The following is a 16,392-nucleotide window of genomic DNA, read 5'->3' on the forward strand; positions in this document are numbered from 1 at the left end:
TTTCTATTGGGCGGTGCAGCTTACTTAAGTAGGTGCGGAGTTCCGCCCTGAGTTGCGTGTCACAGACTTAGATCTTGCCGACCAGGTCCAGGGACGGAGCCAGAGTGGCCTCGCCTTCTTTCCACTTGGCTGGGCAAACTTCGCCCGGGTGAGCGGCAACATACTGAGCAGCCTTGATTTTGCGCAGCAGCTCGGAAGCGTCACGGCCAACGCCGCCATCGTTCAGTTCAACGATTTTGATCTGGCCTTCAGGGTTGATCACGAAGGTGCCACGGTCAGCCAAGCCAGCTTCTTCGATCAGTACGTCGAAATTGCGGGAGATGGCGTGGGTCGGGTCGCCGATCATGGTGTATTCGATTTTGCCGATGGCTGGCGAAGTGTTGTGCCAGGCAGCGTGAGCGAAGTGGGTGTCGGTGGAAACGCTGTAGATCTCTACGCCCAGCTTCTGGAAGGCAGCGTAGTTGTCAGCCAGGTCTTCCAGTTCGGTTGGGCAAACGAAGGTGAAGTCAGCTGGGTAGAAGAACACCACCGACCACTTGCCTTTCAGGTCAGCGTCCGAGACTTGAACGAAGTCGCCGTTTTTGAACGCGGTAGCTTTGAACGGTTTTACTTGGCTGTTGATGATAGGCATTGATGACTCTCCGTCAGGGGTTATGAAGTTGATGGGGTGAATCCTACCCACTCACTCGACGGATGGCTCATTGGCAAACCTGATGCTGCTGATTTGTTTTCGCTATTAGCAGACTGTATTAATAGAAGAAAACGATATCTACGACGAAGCCGGTTTATCCGTAATCCGAGCCATCTCTTGAAAGGGGCTGGCTTCAACATAGCGCATGGCTGACTGCATATCCTTCCAGCCTACGTAACTCATCAGTGATTTGAGATCCCAGCCGCTTTGATGCGCCCACGTTGCGAAGCCGCGGCGCAACGAGTGACTGGTGTAACGTTCGGCGGCAATCCCGGCACGATCCAGAGCCTGGCGCAATAACGGAATGATGCTGTTGGCATGCAAGCCCTCCTCGCTCAAATTGCCCCAGCGATCGATACCGCGGAACACCGGACCGCGCACGAGCGCCACTTCGGTGATCCAGTCGATGTAAGCCTGCACCGGGCACAGCTTCAACAGTGCCGGGGTCTGGTAGGTCTGGCCAAGGTTTTCCCGGTCGCCTTTGCTGCGCGGCAGATACAACGTAATGCCACGCCCTGCGTGCGCTTGCACATGCTCAATCTGCAAGCGGCACAACTCATCACTGCGGAAGCCGCGCCAGAAGCCCAGAAGAATCAGCGCCCGGTCGCGATAAGCCTTGAGCAATAACGGACGATCCTGTTGTTCTCTGGCGGTTTGAATCTCTTGTTCCAGCCTATCGACAACCCGCTCCAGATCCTGCAATTGCAAAGGCTCGGCCTGTTTTTCCTGCGCCGGATGCAGCGCCCGAATGCCTTTGAACACCTTGCGCACCATCGGCGCCTTTGTCGGATCGGCAAACCCCTGACTGTTGTGCCATTGCGCCAGCGCAGATAAACGCAACTTCAACGTGTTGATCGACAGCACGCCCGCATGCGCCACCAGATAACGCGCAACACTTTCTGCTGTGGCCGGCAAGAAACCACCCCAGGTGATTTCGAAATGCTCGATGGCCGCGCGATAACTGCGGCGGGTGTTGTCACGGGTAGCGGCTTGCAGATAGCGATCAAGATCGCTCATGGGCTGTTTTCTCTCTAGCGTACTGATTCAAGGATGCAGAAACGCATTTTGCCGTCTGACACTGGGTAATACCAGTATATCCCGCCTCTTTAATTTCAAAGATTTACCTTTATTCCTCAGATGGTACACTGCGTACTTTAGTGGCATGTACCACAGTACGTAACCGTAGGAGTTCACATGGCCCGTGGCGGCATTACCAAAGCACTGGTTCAGATCGCGCGCACAGCGATCCTGGCCCGCGGCGAACACCCGAGCATCGATGCAGTACGCATTGAAATGGGCAATACCGGCTCGAAAACCACGATCCATCGTTATTTGAAAGAGCTGGATGACGGCGCCCCGCTCGTCGAAGCGTCGGCCGAGCCGATCGATGATGAGCTGACCGCACTGGTTTCACGCCTTGCACAGAGACTGAAAGAACAGGCACAAGAGCCTATCGAGCAGGCTCGCGAGCAGTTTGAAGAACAGCGAGAGACACTCGAATCCGAACTGAAACAGCTGCGCCAGACACTGGAACAACTGGAGCAACAGCACGAGATCCAAGGCGCCGCACTGGAACGTGAATCCGAAGCGCTGAGCAACACCCGCTCAATGCTGCAGACCGAACAAACCCGCAACGCCGGCCTGAATCAGGCATTGGCCGATTTTGAGTTGCGCTTGCAGGACAAAGACGAGCAGATTCGCTCACTGGAAGAAAAGCATCTGCATGCACGCGACGCGCTGGAGCATTACCGCAACGCCACCAAAGAACAGCGCGAACAGGAACAGAGTCGCCACGAAGGGCAAGTGCAGCAGTTGCAGGCAGAACTGCGCCAGGCGCAACAGAGTGCGCTGGTACGTCAGGACGAGATCACTCAACTGCACCGTGACAACGAACGCCTGCTTACCGAAAACCGCGGCACCCAGCGCGAACTGAGCCTGATGCAGGATCAGCTCAAGCACAGCAACCAGCGCCAGGATCAACTGCTGGAGCAAGCGACCCGCGTCGACAGCGAGCGCACCCTCCTCCAGGAACGCTTGCGCGTGGCATCACTGGAAACCCAGACGCTCAAGCAGAACGTCGAAGAGCAAACGCAGCTTAATCAGTCACTCGAGAAGGCATTGAGCAAAGCTCGGGCGAGCCTGGAAGAGAGCCAGCGTCTGGCGGCTACCGTTGCGGCAGCGCCAGACTCGGCCAAACCGAAGGACGCTTAAGCGCCGACCGGCGTACGCATGGTGACAAACTCCTCGGCGGCGGTCGGGTGCACCCCGATCGTGTCGTCGAAGTCGCGCTTGGTCGCGCCAGCTTTCAACGCGATCGCCAGGCCTTGGACGATTTCGCCCGCGTCCGGGCCGACCATGTGGCAACCGAGCACTTTGTCGGTCTTGCCGTCGACCACCAGCTTCATCAGCGTTTTCTCCTGACATTCGGTCAGGGTCAGCTTCATAGGCCGGAAGCGGCTCTCGAAGATCACCACATCGTGACCTGCATCGCGCGCCTCTTCCTCGGTCAAGCCGACAGTGCCAATGTTCGGCAGACTGAACACCGCCGTCGGGATCATCTTGTAATCAACCGGACGGTATTGCTCCGGCTTGAACAGACGCCGCGCTACCGCCATACCTTCAGCCAACGCCACCGGCGTCAACTGCACACGACCGATCACATCGCCCAACGCCAGAATCGATGGCTCGCTGGTCTGATACTGCTCGTCGACCTTGATGAAGCCTTTGTCATCGAGCTGCACGTCAGTGTTTTCCAGCCCCAGATTGTCCAGCATCGGACGGCGACCGGTCGCGTAGAACACGCAATCCGCTTCCAGCACGCGACCATCCTTGAGGGTGGCTTTCAGGCTGCCGTCGGCTTGCTTGTCGATGCGTGCAATGTCGGCGTTGAATTGCAGATCCATGCCACGCTTGGTCAGCTCTTCCTGCAAATGCTTGCGTACCGAACCGTCGAAACCGCGCAGGAACAGATCGCCGCGGTACAGCAATGTGGTGTTCGCGCCGAGACCATGGAAAATCCCCGCGAATTCGACCGCGATGTAACCACCGCCCACAACCAATACACGCTTGGGCAACTCTTTAAGGAAGAACGCCTGATTGGAGCTGATCGCGTGCTCATGCCCCGGAATCTCCGGAATCTGCGGCCAGCCACCGGTAGCAATCAGAATATTTTTGGCGGTGAAGCGCTCACCATTCACCTCAACCTCATGCGGGCCGACGATTTTGGCGTGCGCCTCGTGCAGGGTCACGCCACTGTTAACCAGCAGATTACGATAGATGCCGTTAAGGCGATTGATCTCGCGATCCTTGTTGGCGATCAACGTCGACCAATCAAAATCCGCCTCACCCAGGCTCCAGCCGAAGCCTGCTGCTTGCTCAAAGTCCTCGGCGAAATGCGCGCCGTACACCAACAGTTTTTTCGGCACGCAGCCAACGTTGACGCAAGTACCGCCCAGATAACGGCTCTCGGCAACCGCCACTTTCGCACCGAACCCGGCAGCAAAACGCGCAGCCCGCACACCGCCGGAACCGGCACCAATCACATAAAGGTCAAAATCGTAGGCCATTTTTATCTCCTCGGCAGGGGATCAGCATACCTGTAGACATCCATTGGGCAAGCACTGCTATCCATATAAGGACGGAAAATGAAAAAGCCACCCGAAGGTGGCTTTTTCGTACAGACGGATCAAGCGCTATCAGTAAGCCTTGCCAGTCTTGTAGAAGTTTTCGAAGCAGAAGTTGGTCGCGTCGATGTAGCCTTCAGCGCCACCGCAGTCGAAACGTTTGCCCTTGAACTTGTAGGCCATTACGCAGCCGTTCTGGGCTTGTTTCATCAGAGCGTCGGTGATCTGGATTTCGCCGCCCTTGCCTGGCTCGGTCTGTTCGATCAGGTCGAAGATGTCCGGGGTCAGGATGTAACGACCGATGATTGCCAGGTTCGACGGAGCATCTTCCGGCTTTGGCTTCTCGACCATGCTGTGAACGCGGTAGATGTCGTCGCGGATCATCTCGCCGGAGATAACGCCGTACTTGTTGGTTTCCTGCGGATCGACTTCCTGGATGGCCACAATCGAGCAGCGGAACTGCTTGTACAGCTTGACCATCTGGGTCAGTACGCCGTCGCCTTCGAGGTTGACGCACAGGTCGTCCGCCAGCACCACGGCGAACGGTTCGTCACCGATCAGCGGGCGACCGGTCAGGATCGCGTGGCCCAGACCTTTCATTTCGGTCTGACGGGTGTAGGAGAACGAGCACTCGTCCAGCAGTTTGCGGATGCCAACCAGGTATTTCTCCTTGTCGGTGCCTTTGATCTGGTTTTCCAGCTCGTAGCTGATGTCGAAGTGGTCTTCCAGAGCGCGCTTGCCACGACCGGTAACGATCGAGATTTCAGTCAGGCCAGCGTCCAGAGCTTCTTCAACGCCGTACTGGATCAGTGGCTTGTTTACCACCGGCAGCATTTCTTTGGGCATGGCTTTAGTCGCTGGCAGGAAGCGAGTACCGTAACCGGCTGCTGGGAACAAGCATTTCTTGATCATATAAGTCCTTGAAAGGGCTGTGTGTACGAGTTTCGGCGCAGTCTAATCAGGCGGCGTGCACCTTACAATGCCCCGCACTGGCTAACCGATGCCAACATAGAGAAATATTCTCGCTGATAGTTCCATCGGCATTTTTGCGCAACCAGATCAGCGTAGCTCAAAGATGCCGGCAAGCAGAACCACCATACGCTCATCGCCCCCCAATGCGAGCATTTGCCGGTATCATGGCGACTTTGAACCAGCGAACGAGACAGATAGATGGCCGCGGTAAAAATCATCAACGGGTATGTGATCGACAAGAAAGACGGCAAGTGGACTCTGACTACTACCAATGGCGAACACGTCGCCGGGCCTTTCGACAGCGAACAGTTGGCGACTGATGTAGCGTCGGTGTTCACCGATACCCCAGCGTCGGCGAAGCGTCGGGGCAAAGATAAAGATCAGGATTGATCTCCAGCGGCGCAAGCAGAGCCCTGCCATCGTGCAGGGCTTTTTTGTGTCTGGCCAAACAACAGTCGCAAACAAGTGGCCAATCGCTATAACCTTTTCACACCGGCGCTGTCAGAGCGTCTAGTCCCCCCCTCGCTGAAGACGACAACTATGAACATGAAAGTATTTTTGCCACTGATTGCGGTACTGGTAATGAGCGGCTGTGCCACTTCCGAACCTACCACCCTGAACAACGGCGAACAGGGCCTGACCATCGACTGCTCCGGTGAAGCCAACTCCTGGGCCACCTGCTATGAGAAGGCAGACGCCTCTTGCGCAGGCACCGGCTATCGCATCATCGGCACCGACGGTACGCCAGCGCCTAAGGAAAGCGACAAGACACTGGGCGTCGATGTCGGCAACTACAAGAACCGCAGCGTGGTGGTGGTCTGCAAATAGACGCTACATGTGAATTTCAGCGAATTTGATTCCGAGCCCGCGCACGACTTCGATCAGATCGTCGAGTCGATTGAATGACTCGACTTCGTCGTTCTCGTCCACCAGGAAGTAGCTGCGGCCGGCGCTTTTCTTGAAAAATACGATCCATTCGCCCGAGTTCGCCGGGTTCTGGATTACATGGGTGGCAGAGATAAGGCCCTCTACATGGCGCTCCCGCACTTGCTCTCGCTTCATCGCGACTCCATAAATGAAAATGCCGTCACAGCATGACTGTGACGGCATCGATGCTGATGACCCACAGTCTATCAGCCGGAAATACACGCATTGGCAGCGTTACGCACATCGTGCGGGCGAACAGGCACATTGGACATGCGCTCATGCAGCTTGATGCTGCTGCCGCCGGAGCGATCTTCGATATCGAATACGGCGGCCGGGCCTGAGGACAGTTTGCCCGGAACAATAACGCGAACCCCATCCTTGTGCGGTTGCACCTGCAGCGCGCCGCGGCTGTCAGCCAGTTTTTCGGTCAGGCACTGCGCGTACTCCTGGGGTTTCTTTCCGGAGATCACGCTCACAGTCGGCAGCGTTTCATTGATTTCGGAAACGCTCGCACAACCACCCACAGCCAAAACCAACGGCAGACACACCACACCCCACTTCATACAAAACCTCCGTTAAAGACCGTCCGACAGCAAAAATGCCGTTTTTCTCCGGGGCCTTCTGTATTTAACCCGCATCCAATCGCGAATATCTGTTCAAAATTGTCAAAGCAACGCCCGACGGCCCGATAATAACCCGTGCGGGCTGATAAACTGCGCGCAATTACAAGCTATCGTTTTGATTTAGTAGAAAAAGCCCTTCTGGAGGCGCCCATGAAATTCATTCACCAGCGCGAGCACCTCAACGAAGACGACATCGTCGTCATCCAGTGCTCGCAAACCTGCAACATCCGTTTGATGAGCGACGCCAACTTCCGCAGCTTCAAAAATGGCGGTCGTCACTCTTACCACGGCGGCGCTTTCGACACGTTCCCGGCGCGTATCACCGCGCCGAGCACCGGTTTCTGGAACATCACCATCGACACCGTCACCACCCGGGCAATCAGCGTTACACGCAAACCGACGCTGACGCATTCGATCAAGATCATCCGCCGCTCCAGCTCCAAACTCAGCTGAGCCGCCCCGCCCACACAGACAGGTATTCATGACCGTGGCCCAAACGACCAAATACGTCATCAAGTACAAACTCAACGGTGAACGCCGCTTCGAGTTCGCGCAGCTGGAAAACGGCACCGCCGAAGAAGCCAAAGCTGCGCTGGACGCGATCCACGACCAGAGCGAAGACGTGATCAGCGAGATCGCCGTCAGCAAAGCGCTGTAAGACTGCGGCAGGAATTCAACCGCAAGCGGCGGAGTGATCTGCCGCTGGGGCCTGCCTAGACTGACCGCCTCGACCTTGAGTCAAGGAGTCAGCATGTCGATGTCACCCTCCCGGCTGGATGCGCTCGACTGGGTCAGCCTGGAACAGCAACTGGATCAGGACGGCTGCGCGATCATCCGTTCGCTGCTGCATGCCGAGAGCTGTGATCGCTTGAGCGGCCTGTATCCGCAGACCGAACCCTTTCGTTCGCAGGTCATCATGGCCCGCCACGGTTTCGGTCGCGGCGAATACAAGTACTTCCGCTATCCACTTCCTACGACCGTAGAACGTCTGCGCACTGCGCTCTATCCGCGCCTGGTGCCAATCGCCAACCGCTGGCACGAACGGATGGGCCTGCCCACTCGCTTCCCGCCGACCCACGCAGCATTTCTGCAGAGCTGTCATAACGCCGGGCAGTTGCGCCCTACTCCACTGTTATTGCAGTACGGCCCACAGGACTACAACTGCCTGCATCAAGACCTGTATGGCGAACGGGTTTATCCGCTGCAAGTGGCAATTCTTCTGTCAGAGCCCGGGCACGACTTCACCGGCGGCGAGTTTGTGCTCACCGAGCAACGCCCGCGTATGCAGTCCAGGCCGCAAGTGCTGGACTTGAAGAAAGGCGACGCGGTGATTTTTGCCGTCAACCAACGTCCGGTCAAAGGCGTGCGCGGTGACTATCGGGTGACCCTGCGTCATGGTGTCAGTCGCCTGCACAGTGGAAAAAGGCATACCCTAGGCATCATCTTTCACGACGCCACATAACCGCCATGCAGCCTCACTCGTTCGATTTGTTCGCTGACAACGAACCCGCACAACAGCCACGCGCCGAACAGATCGGCGAACAATCGTGGGTGCTTCGCGGGTTGGCCCTGCCGCTTATCGAGCAATTGCTGCCGGCGCTGGATGCCATTCTTGTCGCCGCCCCGCTTCGCCACATGGTTACTCCGGGCGGCTTCAGCATGTCAGTGGGCACCAGCAGTTGTGGGGAGCTGGGCTGGATCACCGATCGCAGCGGCTATCGTTACTCGCGTGTCGATCCGCTCAGCGGATTGCCCTGGCCGCAGATGCCAGCAGTGTTTGTTGACCTGTCGCATGCGGCGGCGCTGGAATCGGGTTTTTCCGACTTCAAGGCAGACTCCTGTCTCATCAACCAATATGTCCCCGGCGCGAAGATGTCACTGCATCAGGACAAAGACGAAAACGCCTACGCGGCGCCGATCGTTTCGCTGTCGCTAGGGTTGCCGGCGATGTTTCTGTTCGGCGGATTCGCTCGAAGCGACAAGAGCCAGCGAATTCCTTTGCTGCATGGCGATATGGTGATCTGGGGCGGCGTCGATCGTTTGCGCTTTCATGGGGTTTTGCCGATCAAGCAGGGTCGGCACCCACGACTGGGTGAACAAAGGATCAATCTGACTTTTCGCGTTGCTGGATAAGCAGCAAAAGTTTGACCGCAAGGCCCGGAGTGTTGCGTCTACCCACGCTGGTTAACCTGAATCAAACAGGTCAATGGATTACCCACCATGAAAACGCTTTTAACCCGCGTCAACGCTGAAGACGATCCACGTTGGGCCGCCGTGGTAGCGCGGGATCCAAGGGCAGACGGGCAATTTGTCTATGCCGTGAAAACCACTGGCATTTACTGCCGCCCGAGCAGTCTTGCGCGGTTGCCGAAACCACAGAATGTCGAGTTCTTCGACACCGCCCAACAGGCTGAAGCCGCCGGTTATCGCCCCAGCAAACGAGCCAGCAAGGATCAGAGTGACGTGAGCGCTCAGCATGCCGCCACGGTGGCGACAGCCTGCCGCCAGATCGAGTCCGCCGAAACCTTGCCGGCACTCAACGAACTCGCCGAGAAAGCCGGGTTAAGCCCCTTTCATTTCCACCGTGTATTCAAAGCCGCGACAGGACTGACGCCCAAGGGTTACGCCAGTGCGCACCGCTCGCGCAAAGTCCGTGAACGTCTGGCGGACGGAGGTTCTGTGACCGATGCGCTGTATGACGCGGGTTTCAATTCCAACAGCCGTTTTTATGAAGCCGCCGATCAGTTGTTGGGAATGAAGCCCGGCGACTACCGCGCCGCCGGGCGGAACAACGACATTCGTTTCGCCGTCGGGCAATGTTCACTCGGGGCGATTCTGGTGGCGCAGAGCGAACGCGGCGTTTGCGCGATCCTGCTAGGCGACGATCCTCACCAACTGGTGTGTGACCTCCAGGACCAGTTCCGCAAGGCGAACCTGATTGGCGCCGACTCTGGATTTGAACAGTTGATCGCCAAAGTGGTGGGTTTTATCGAGACACCGGCCATTGGCCTGGATTTGCCGCTGGATGTGCGCGGCACGGCTTTTCAGGAACGCGTCTGGCAGGCGCTTCGGGAAATTCCGCTCGGCAGCACCGCCAGTTACACCGAGATTGCCCAGCGCATCGGCGCGCCGACCTCCATGCGCGCCGTGGCTCAAGCGTGCGGGGCCAACCGCCTGGCGGTGGCGATCCCTTGCCACCGCGTGGTGCGCAGCGATGGCAATCTCTCGGGCTACCGCTGGGGGGTGGAGCGCAAACGGCAATTGCTTGAGCGCGAGACGCAGCCTTAGCGACTTAATCAGCGATTGACGTCAACCACAACCCGTCCGCGAAGCTGTCCGGCCAGTAGTTTTGGCGCGGCTTCAATGACTTCGCTCAAGGCAATTTCATGACTGATCAATGGCAGCAAAGTGAAGTCCAGATCCCTGGCCAGGCGATCCCACGCGTCAAGGCGACGCGCCTTGGGTTGGGTCACGCTGTTGATACCCGCCAAGGTGACACCACGCAAAATGAACGGCGCTACCGACGCTGGAAAATCCATGCCCTGCGCCAGACCGCACGCGGCGACGGTACCTTCTGCACGCGTACTGGCGCAGGCATTGGCCAACGTATGGCTGCCGACCGAGTCGATTACCGCTGCCCAGCGTTCCTTGGCCAGCGGCTTGCCCGGTTCGGAGAGGGTCGCGCGGTCGATGATTTCGCTGGCGCCCAACTGCTTCAGGTATTCATGCTCGGACACCCGGCCGGTGGACGCCACAACCCGATAACCGAGCTTGCTCAGTAGCGCGATAGCGAAACTGCCGACGCCGCCGTTAGCGCCAGTGACGAGTACCTCGCCCTGCTCCGGGGTCACACCATTACGTTCAAGCGCCAGAATGCACAGCATTGCAGTGTATCCGGCGGTACCGACGGCCATCGCCTGTGCTGCCGTAAAAGCCTTGGGCAGTGGAATCAGCCAGTCACCATTGAGCCGTGCCTTCTGCGCCAGGCCACCCCAGTGGCTTTCGCCGACGCCCCAGCCATTGAGCAGCACCTGGTCGCCCACTTTATAGTCAGGATGGGAACTGACTTCGACCGTGCCCGCCAGATCAATCCCCGGCACCAGCGGAAATTTGCGCACCACCGGGCTGCTGCCGGTAATCGCCAGACCGTCCTTGAAATTCAACGTGCTGTAGGCGACGTTGACCGTGACATCGCCTTCGGGCAACTGCTCTTCGTTGATCTGTTGCAGGTTGGCGCGGTAACCGTTGTCGTCTTTATTGATCAAAATACCGTTGAACATGATGGCCTCTCATGGAAGGGTTTGCGGTAGTCATGCCATTCAAATAGCACATCGCAACAGGTTGCCACACTCGACTTTCCGCCAATCGGCGAATCCCCGCCAACAACTTTGGCAATCAGCGTACCCGAGGTTTTCACAGCTGCTCGCAATTCCTGAACCATTCATTTGGCGGAGGCAGATTCCGTCAACGCTGAAAATCTGAATGTGACGTTCTGTATTTCAGAGTGGCCCTTTATCCGGTTTTACTGTTAAAAAACCGGCTCTACCGTCCCTGCCCCGTTTTATCGTTCGGAGAACCGCTCCCATGAGCCCATGGCCAGATACCCGCATCGTCGACTTGCTCGGCATTGAACTGCCAGTCATTCAGGGCCCGATGGCCGGTGCCACGAACTCATCCATGGTGATTGCCGTTTGCAACGCCGGCGGCCTCGGGTCGATGCCGGCGGCATTGCTGAGCATCGAGCAGTTGCGCGAAGAACTGAAGACGATTCGTCAGCACACCGACAAGCCTTTCAACGTGAATTTTTTCTGTCACCACCCGCCCGCAGCCGATGAGCAGCGGGCGCGCGACTGGAAGAATCTGCTGGAGCCGTACTATCGCGAACTGGGCGTCGACTTCGATGCGCCAACACCCGTGTCCAACCGGGCGCCGTTCGATGCGGCGGCGTGCGAAGTGCTGGAGGAATTCCGGCCTGAGGTGGTGAGTTTTCACTTCGGCCTGCCGGAAAAATCCTTGCTCGATCGAGTGAAGGCCACCGGCGCAAAAATCCTCTCTTCTGCAACCACCATCGATGAAGCGGTCTGGCTGGAGCAGAACGGCTGCGACGCAATCATCGCCATGGGCTACGAAGCTGGTGGCCATCGCGGGATGTTTCTCAGTGATGACTTGAGCAGCCAGGTCGGCACGTTTGCCCTGGTGCCGCAGGTAGTCGATGCAGTGAAAGTGCCGGTGATTGCCGCCGGGGCGATTGCCGATGCCCGCGGTGTTGCGGCGGCGTTCATGCTGGGCGCTTCGGCGGTACAGGTCGGCACCGCGTATCTGTTCACCCCCGAAGCGAAAGTCAGCGCCTCGCATCACAAGGCCCTGCGCACGGCCAAAGAAAGCGAAACAGCGATCACCAACCTTTTCACCGGGCGTCCCGCTCGCGGCATTCTCAACCGCGTCATGCGTGAACTGGGGCCGATGTCGCCGAAAGCACCGGCATTTCCGTTGGCCGGTGGAGCATTGATGCCATTGCGTGCGAAAGATGACGCGCAGTTCGCCAACCTGTGGGCCGGTCAGGCCTTCACACTGGGCGAGGACATCAGTAGCGCCGAGCTGACGCGGCAATTGGCCGAAGGTGCGTTGGCTAAGCTGACTCGTCGTTGACGGGTGAACAGGGTGAGGAAGCAAAGGTCTTTACCCTGATTTCCAGCAGAGCTTCCCGTTTGGCGGCATTTCGCTATATATTTCGCTATATAGCGATTTCACCTCTGCATCGGCGCAGTCCATTCCAATAAGAACTGCCCTCTGCACCGCCAATAACGGAGCTGTTTCATGACCATTCTTGCCTCACGTTTTGCCCCTGCCTGCCTTGCATCCTTGCTGGCGGTCTTCGCCATTGGCGCAGTTCAGGCTGACGAAGTACAGGTAGCGGTTGCAGCCAACTTCACCGCTCCGATCCAGGCCATCGCAGCCGACTTCGAAAAAGACACCGGGCACAAACTGGTCGCAGCCTATGGCGCCACCGGCCAGTTCTATACCCAGATCAAGAATGGCGCACCGTTCGAGGTGTTCCTCTCGGCTGACGACACCACCCCGGAAAAGCTCGAAAAAGAAGGCGACACGGTTAAAGGCTCGCGCTTCACCTACGCCATCGGCACTCTGGCGCTGTGGTCGGCGAAGGACGGTTACGTCGATGCCCAGGGTGAAGTGCTGAAGAAGAACGCATACCAGCACCTGTCCATCGCCAACCCTAAAGCCGCGCCATACGGCCTGGCCGCCACACAGGTATTGGAAAAGCTCAAGCTGACCGAAGCCACCAAAGCCAAAATCGTTGAAGGCCAGAACATCACTCAGGCCTATCAGTTTGTCTCCACCGGCAACGCCGAACTGGGCTTTGTGGCGCTGTCGCAGATCTACAAGAACGGCAAAGTCAGCAGCGGTTCGGCGTGGATCGTCCCGGCCAGCATGCATGACCCGATCAAACAGGACGCGGTGATCCTCAACAAAGGCAAGGACAGCGCGGCAGCCAAGGCACTGGTTGAATACCTCAAAGGCCCGAAAGCCGCTGCGGTGATCAAGTCTTACGGTTATCAGCTCTAAATGTCGCTGACGAGTGCTGATTTCGCGGCGATCTGGCTGACCCTGAAACTGGCGTCCCTGACCACCGTGATCCTGTTGATTGTCGGCACTCCGATTGCCCTGTGGCTGTCGCGCACCCGCTCGTGGCTGCGCGGCCCGATCGGGGCGATTGTCGCCCTGCCCCTTGTGCTGCCGCCGACCGTCATCGGCTTCTATCTGTTGCTGATGATGGGGCCACACGGCTTTCTCGGCCAGTTCACCCAATGGCTGGGGCTCGGCACCCTGACGTTCAGCTTCACCGGACTGGTGATCGGTTCGGTGATCTATTCCATGCCTTTCGTGGTGCAACCGTTGCAAAACGCGTTCTCGGCGATCGGCACCCGCCCGCTGGAAGTGGCCGCGACGTTGCGCGCCAACCCGTGGGACACGTTTTTCAGCGTGATCCTGCCGCTGGCCCGTCCCGGCTTTGTCACTGCGGCGATCCTGGGCTTCGCGCATACCGTCGGTGAATTCGGCGTCGTGCTGATGATCGGCGGCAATATTCCCGACAAGACCCGCGTGGTCTCCGTGCAAATCTACGACCACGTCGAAGCGATGGAATACGCCCAGGCTCACTGGCTGGCGGGCGCGATGCTGGTGTTTTCGTTTCTGGTGTTGCTGGTGCTGTACTCCAGCCGTAAAACCCGCGCGGGCTGGAGCTGATCAATGATTGATGCACGTCTTCAACTGGCTTACTCAGGCTTTAGCCTGGATGTCGATCTGCACTTGCCGGGCCGCGGCGTCACCGCACTGTTCGGCCATTCCGGTTCGGGCAAAACCACCTGCCTGCGTTGTATTGCGGGGCTTGAGCGCGCCGACCACGGTTTTATCCAGATCAACGAAGAAGTCTGGCAGGACAGCGAAAACGGGATTCTCGTCCCGCCGCACAAACGCGCACTGGGTTATGTATTTCAGGAAGCCAGCCTGTTCCCGCATTTGTCGGTGCTGGCCAATCTGCAATTCGGCCTCAAGCGCATCGCCAAGTCGCAGCGTCGCGTAGACATGGCGCACGCCACCGAACTGCTGGGGATCGGTCATTTGCTCGAGCGGCATCCGCAGCATTTGTCCGGTGGCGAGCGTCAGCGTGTCGGCATCGCCCGCGCGCTGCTGACCAGTCCGAAATTGCTGCTGATGGACGAGCCACTGGCCGCGCTCGACAGCCAGCGCAAAAACGAAATCCTGCCGTATCTGCAACGCCTGCATGACGAACTGGATATTCCGGTGCTGTACGTCAGTCATGCGCAGGATGAAGTCGCTCGTCTGGCCGACCATCTGGTGTTGCTCAACGATGGCAAGGCCCTGGCCAGCGGCCCGATCGGCGAAACCCTCGCCCGTCTGGACTTGCCGATGGCAATGGGCGATGACGCCGGCGTGATCATTGAAGGCCAGGTCAGTGCCTACGATGCGGAATATCAGTTGCTGAGCCTGCAACTGCCGGCCACCGAAATGAACATCCGCGTCACTCATGCACCGATGGCCGTGGGCCAGGCCTTGCGCTGCAAGGTACACGCGCGCGACATCAGCCTGGCCCTGCACAACGACGCTTTCAGTAGCATCCTCAATCGCCTGCCGGTGACCGTGATCAGCGAGCAAGCGGCAGACAACGCCGCCCATGTGCTGATCCGTCTCGACGCTGGCGGCACTCCGCTGCTGGCACGCATCACACGGTACTCGCGCGACCAACTGGGTGTGCGTCCGGGTCAGCAACTCTGGGCGCAAATCAAGGCAGTCGCAGTGCTCGCCTAAATCCGTTGGCACGACGGCATCAGTGCGCGGTCAATCGTTTTACAGACCGCCGCGCCAACGAAGGAAGCCGCCATGCCCGATACCGCGCTGACCGATGCACTGCCATCCGACCTGCATTACGTCGATGACACACAGCCCGGCATCACCCGCAAAAAACTGCGCGGCAAGTTCAGCTACTTCGAACCGTCGGGCCAGCGCATCACTGATCCGGACGAAATCAAACGCATCAACGCCCTCGCCGTGCCGCCGGCTTACACTGACGTGTGGATCTGTCTCGACCCACGCGGCCATCTGCAAGCCACCGGCCGCGATGCCCGTGGCCGCAAGCAATACCGCTATCACGCGCGGTGGCGCGAAGTGCGCGACGCCGACAAGTACTCGCGGCTGCGCGAGTTCGGTCTGGCGCTGCCGAAGTTGCGCAAACAGCTGGAAACCCTGTTGGCGGCCCCCGGATTCAGCCGCGATAAAGTCATGGCGACGGTGATCACCCTGCTCGACGCCACGCTGATCAGGGTCGGCAATACGCAGTACGCGCGGGACAATCGCTCCTACGGCCTGACCACCCTGCGCAGTCGGCATGTCGAGGTTAACGGCAGTGCGATCCTGTTCCAGTTCCGGGGCAAGAGCGGCATCGAACACCAAATCACCGTGAAAGATCGACGCCTGGCGCGGATCATCAAGCGCTGCCTGGAGCTTCCTGGCCAGAACCTGTTCCAGTATCTGGACGAAAACGGCGAGCGGCACACCGTCAGCTCCTCCGACGTCAACACGTACCTGCAAACCCTTACCGGTGCCGATTTCACTGCCAAGGACTATCGCACCTGGGCCGGCAGTGCCTTGGCATTGGCGGTTTTGCGCGAGCTTAAACACGAGTCCGAAACGGAAGCCAAACGGCACGTGGTGGAAATGGTGAAGGGTGTCGCCAAACAGTTGGGCAACACGCCAGCGGTGTGCCGCAAGTGCTACATCCACCCGGCGGTGGTGGAAAAATTCATGCTCGGTGCCCTCGCCGAATTACCGCGCCCGCGCGTGCGCAAGGGCCTGCGCGCCGAGGAAGTGGCATTGGCGATGTTTCTCGAACGCATGAGCGAGATAACGGCTACACCTTGATCGATTGCGCGTCGTCCTCTAGGCTAGCCACCTTTCCCCTCCCCAGGACGACCGCAGAAGTGAACAACTCAGCCCTCTGAAAATGTAATCGCGACAC

20 protein-coding genes are annotated in these 16,392 nt (G+C 58.4%); 13 read left to right on the forward strand and 7 right to left on the reverse strand.

Annotated features, from left to right (window positions below):
* Positions 1-67 precede the first annotated feature (67 nt).
* The gene (gene ahpC, locus ACA074_RS14940) at positions 68-631 is read right to left on the reverse strand and encodes an alkyl hydroperoxide reductase subunit C (RefSeq protein ID WP_034154256.1); all 564 of its coding nucleotides are present in this window, start codon (positions 629-631) and stop codon (positions 68-70) included.
* A gap of 138 nt (positions 632-769) precedes the next feature.
* Complete coding sequence (locus ACA074_RS14945) at positions 770-1,708, reverse strand: site-specific integrase (protein ID WP_497677249.1); 939 nt, start codon at positions 1,706-1,708, stop codon at positions 770-772.
* A 177-nt stretch (positions 1,709-1,885) separates the two neighbouring features.
* Here ACA074_RS14945 and ACA074_RS14950 point away from each other — a divergent pair, with 177 nt between their 5' ends.
* Positions 1,886-2,902 (forward strand): DNA-binding protein, encoded by a 1,017-nt coding sequence (locus ACA074_RS14950; RefSeq protein ID WP_489879518.1) that lies wholly within the window; start codon positions 1,886-1,888, stop codon positions 2,900-2,902.
* Here the strand turns inward: ACA074_RS14950 and gorA are convergent.
* Together gorA and galU are read right to left on the reverse strand one after the other, a co-directional pair.
* Positions 2,899-4,257 (reverse strand): glutathione-disulfide reductase, encoded by a 1,359-nt coding sequence (gene gorA, locus ACA074_RS14955; protein ID WP_497677250.1) that lies wholly within the window; start codon positions 4,255-4,257, stop codon positions 2,899-2,901. The genes ACA074_RS14950 and gorA overlap by 4 nt on opposite strands.
* Before the next feature lie 129 nt (positions 4,258-4,386).
* A complete protein-coding gene (gene galU, locus ACA074_RS14960) occupies positions 4,387-5,226 on the reverse strand; it encodes a UTP--glucose-1-phosphate uridylyltransferase GalU (protein ID WP_105345983.1) in 840 nt (279 codons plus the stop codon).
* Between the two features lie 258 nt (positions 5,227-5,484).
* On the opposite strand from galU, the gene ACA074_RS14965 reads away from it, so the two are divergent.
* On the forward strand, positions 5,485-5,676 hold the full coding sequence (locus ACA074_RS14965) for a hypothetical protein (protein ID WP_401263892.1): 192 nt from the start codon (positions 5,485-5,487) through the stop codon (positions 5,674-5,676).
* Between the two features lie 156 nt (positions 5,677-5,832).
* The gene (locus tag ACA074_RS14970) at positions 5,833-6,114 is read left to right on the forward strand and encodes a hypothetical protein (protein WP_187679952.1); all 282 of its coding nucleotides are present in this window, start codon (positions 5,833-5,835) and stop codon (positions 6,112-6,114) included.
* A gap of 3 nt (positions 6,115-6,117) precedes the next feature.
* On the opposite strand, the gene ACA074_RS14975 is transcribed toward ACA074_RS14970, so the two are convergent.
* Both ACA074_RS14975 and ACA074_RS14980 read right to left on the reverse strand, forming a co-directional pair.
* On the reverse strand, positions 6,118-6,348 hold the full coding sequence (locus ACA074_RS14975; protein ID WP_187679913.1) for a hypothetical protein: 231 nt from the start codon (positions 6,346-6,348) through the stop codon (positions 6,118-6,120).
* A gap of 71 nt (positions 6,349-6,419) precedes the next feature.
* The gene (locus tag ACA074_RS14980) at positions 6,420-6,776 is read right to left on the reverse strand and encodes a hypothetical protein (protein ID WP_187679914.1); all 357 of its coding nucleotides are present in this window, start codon (positions 6,774-6,776) and stop codon (positions 6,420-6,422) included.
* A gap of 210 nt (positions 6,777-6,986) precedes the next feature.
* Here ACA074_RS14980 and ACA074_RS14985 point away from each other — a divergent pair, with 210 nt between their 5' ends.
* From ACA074_RS14985 to ada, 5 genes are all read left to right on the forward strand, one after another.
* Positions 6,987-7,289, forward strand: coding sequence for a DUF1883 domain-containing protein (locus ACA074_RS14985; protein WP_042559354.1), 303 nt, complete (start codon positions 6,987-6,989; stop codon positions 7,287-7,289).
* A 28-nt stretch (positions 7,290-7,317) separates the two neighbouring features.
* The gene (locus ACA074_RS14990) at positions 7,318-7,494 is read left to right on the forward strand and encodes a hypothetical protein (RefSeq protein WP_497657391.1); all 177 of its coding nucleotides are present in this window, start codon (positions 7,318-7,320) and stop codon (positions 7,492-7,494) included.
* Between the two features lie 93 nt (positions 7,495-7,587).
* Positions 7,588-8,298: a 2OG-Fe(II) oxygenase gene (locus ACA074_RS14995; RefSeq protein ID WP_497677251.1), complete on the forward strand. Its 711-nt coding sequence runs from the start codon at positions 7,588-7,590 to the stop codon at positions 8,296-8,298.
* Between the two features lie 5 nt (positions 8,299-8,303).
* Positions 8,304-8,969, forward strand: coding sequence for a DNA oxidative demethylase AlkB (gene alkB / locus ACA074_RS15000; protein ID WP_497677252.1), 666 nt, complete (start codon positions 8,304-8,306; stop codon positions 8,967-8,969).
* Positions 8,970-9,056: 87 nt separating this feature from the next.
* Positions 9,057-10,124, forward strand: a complete 1,068-nt coding sequence (gene ada, locus ACA074_RS15005) for a bifunctional DNA-binding transcriptional regulator/O6-methylguanine-DNA methyltransferase Ada (protein WP_497677253.1) — start codon at positions 9,057-9,059, stop codon at positions 10,122-10,124.
* A gap of 8 nt (positions 10,125-10,132) precedes the next feature.
* On the opposite strand, the gene acuI is transcribed toward ada, so the two are convergent.
* Positions 10,133-11,116: an acrylyl-CoA reductase (NADPH) gene (gene acuI, locus ACA074_RS15010; protein ID WP_497677254.1), complete on the reverse strand. Its 984-nt coding sequence runs from the start codon at positions 11,114-11,116 to the stop codon at positions 10,133-10,135.
* 304 nt (positions 11,117-11,420) lie between these two features.
* Between acuI and ACA074_RS15015 the strand changes: the two genes are divergently transcribed.
* The 5 genes from ACA074_RS15015 to ACA074_RS15035 all read left to right on the forward strand — a co-directional run bounded on the left by ACA074_RS15015 (position 11,421) and on the right by ACA074_RS15035 (position 16,295).
* Positions 11,421-12,485 (forward strand): NAD(P)H-dependent flavin oxidoreductase, encoded by a 1,065-nt coding sequence (locus ACA074_RS15015; RefSeq protein WP_497677255.1) that lies wholly within the window; start codon positions 11,421-11,423, stop codon positions 12,483-12,485.
* A gap of 168 nt (positions 12,486-12,653) precedes the next feature.
* Positions 12,654-13,421 (forward strand): molybdate ABC transporter substrate-binding protein, encoded by a 768-nt coding sequence (modA, locus tag ACA074_RS15020; RefSeq protein ID WP_497657395.1) that lies wholly within the window; start codon positions 12,654-12,656, stop codon positions 13,419-13,421.
* Positions 13,422-14,102 (forward strand): molybdate ABC transporter permease subunit, encoded by a 681-nt coding sequence (gene modB / locus ACA074_RS15025; RefSeq protein ID WP_187679922.1) that lies wholly within the window; start codon positions 13,422-13,424, stop codon positions 14,100-14,102.
* Between the two features lie 3 nt (positions 14,103-14,105).
* Complete coding sequence (modC, locus tag ACA074_RS15030) at positions 14,106-15,185, forward strand: molybdenum ABC transporter ATP-binding protein (protein WP_497677256.1); 1,080 nt, start codon at positions 14,106-14,108, stop codon at positions 15,183-15,185.
* Between the two features lie 72 nt (positions 15,186-15,257).
* Positions 15,258-16,295 (forward strand): DNA topoisomerase IB, encoded by a 1,038-nt coding sequence (locus ACA074_RS15035; RefSeq protein WP_401263877.1) that lies wholly within the window; start codon positions 15,258-15,260, stop codon positions 16,293-16,295.
* The last annotated feature ends 97 nt before the right edge of the window (positions 16,296-16,392 follow it).

The sequence above is a fragment of the Pseudomonas sp. LBUM1655 genome (assembly GCF_059716085.1).